Consider the following 2011-nt stretch of genomic DNA (forward strand, 5'->3'; position numbering starts at 1 on the left):
ACGGGGCAGGCGTCGACCGCCTCCGCGACCACCTGCGGCTCGGCGGACGGGGCGGGCCGCCAGCCCTGCTCCCACCGCTCACCGACGATGACGTCTTCGGCTGCGAGGCTGGTGTTCTCCTCGGGTGTGAAGGCGCGGGCCCGGCTGAGGAACCGCATCCCTTCCGGGCTTTCGACGCTGAAGCCCGACCCACGACCCGGCACGACGTCGAGTACGAGCTGCGTATGCTTCCACGCCTCGAACTGCGAGCCGGAAATCCACACCGGAACCGCGTCGACGCCCTCGGGGCGCGTCGGCAACGTCTCACCGACGCCGAGACGGAGGTCCAGGACGCCGAGCAGCACGTCCCGGTCCCCCACGATGAACTCGCCGTCCGCGTAACACATCGGCGCGGAGCCGTCACAACATCCACCCGACTGATGCATCATCAGCGCGCCGTGGATACCGCCGAGGCGGCGGAGAAGCTCCACCGCCCCGGCGGTTGCCTTCAGGCGCGCGGGCGCCCGAACCGCGTCCATCAGAAGAAGCCCTGAGCCTTCGCGGCATAGCTGACCAGCAGGTTCTTGGTCTGCTGGTAGTGCTCGAGCATCATCAGGTGGTTCTCACGGCCGATGCCGGACTGCTTGTAGCCACCGAATGCGGCGTGCGCCGGGTACTGGTGGTACGTGTTGGTCCACACCCGGCCGGCCTGGATGTCACGGCCCGCGCGGTAGGCGACCCCGCCGTCACGCGACCACACACCGGCGCCCAGGCCGTACAGGGTGTCGTTGGCGATCTCGATGGCCTGCTCGTAATCCTTGAACGAGGTGACCGACACGACGGGCCCGAAGATCTCCTCCTGGAAGATCCGCATCTTGTTCTGGCCGGTGAAGATGGTCGGCTGAACGTAGTATCCGCCCGACAGATCGCCGCCGAGCTCCGCGCGCTCGCCACCGGTGATGACCTTGGCGCCCTCACCCTTGCCGATCTCGATGTAGGACAGGATCTTCTCGAGCTGATCATTGGACGCCTGCGCGCCGATCATCGTGTCGGTGTCGAGCGGGTCACCCTGACGCACGGCCTTGGTGCGAATGGCGGCCATCGCCAGGAACTCGTCGAAGATGTCTTCCTGGATCAGCGAGCGCGACGGGCAGGTGCACACCTCGCCCTGGTTGAGGGCGAACATCGTGAATCCCTCGAGTGCCTTGTCCTGGTAATCGTCGTTGGAGGACATGACATCCGAGAAGAAAATGTTGGGGCTCTTGCCACCCAGCTCGAGGGTGACCGGAATCAGGTTCTGCGAGGCGTACTGCATGATGAGCCGGCCCGTGGTGGTCTCGCCCGTGAACGCGATCTTCCTGATCCGGGGGCTCGACGCCAACGGCTTGCCCGCTTCGACACCGAAGCCGTTGACGATGTTCACCACACCGGCGGGCAGAAGGTCACCGATGATGGAGATCAGGTGCAGGATCGACGCCGGAGTCTGCTCGGCAGGCTTGAGCACTACCGCGTTTCCGGCGGCCAGTGCCGGCGCCAGCTTCCACACGGCCATCAGGATGGGGAAGTTCCAGGGAATGATCTGGCCGACCACACCGAGCGGCTCGTGGAAGTGGTAGGCGACGGTGTCGTTGTCGATCTCCGACAGCGCCCCCTCCTGCGCCCGAATGGCCCCGGCGAAGTAGCGGAAGTGATCCACGGCCAACGGAATATCCGCGTTCAGGGTCTCGCGGATCGGCTTGCCGTTGTCCCAGGACTCGGCGAGCGCGATGGATTCGAGGTTCTCCTCGATACGGTCGGCGATCTTGTTCAGGACGATCGCCCGCTCGGCCACGGACGTCTTGCCCCAAGCCGGTGCCGCGGCATGCGCGGCGTCGAGCGCGAGCTCGATGTCCTCGGACGTCGACCGGGCGACCTCACAGAACGGCTGACCGGTGACGGGTGTCGGATTCTCGAAGTACTGGCCCTTGACGGGCGCAACCCACTGGCCGCCGATCCAGTTGTCGTAACGCGATTGGAAGGACATGACGGCGTC

At 65.8% G+C, this 2011-nt stretch carries 2 protein-coding genes; both read right to left on the reverse strand.

Annotation, left to right across the window (positions count from 1 at the left end; all coding sequences use genetic code 11):
* A partial coding sequence (locus tag R4P95_RS33370; protein WP_317840531.1) for a DUF779 domain-containing protein occupies nucleotides 1-518 on the reverse strand: 518 nt, incomplete at its 3' end.
* The coding region (adh, locus tag R4P95_RS33375; protein ID WP_317840532.1) for an aldehyde dehydrogenase at nucleotides 518-2011 on the reverse strand (1494 nt) is incomplete at its 5' end. The genes R4P95_RS33370 and adh, both read right to left, overlap by 1 nt.

The organism is Rhodococcus sp. IEGM 27, assembly GCF_033142305.1.
In the GTDB taxonomy this organism is placed as follows: Bacteria; Actinomycetota; Actinomycetes; order Mycobacteriales; family Mycobacteriaceae; genus Rhodococcus_F; species Rhodococcus_F oxybenzonivorans.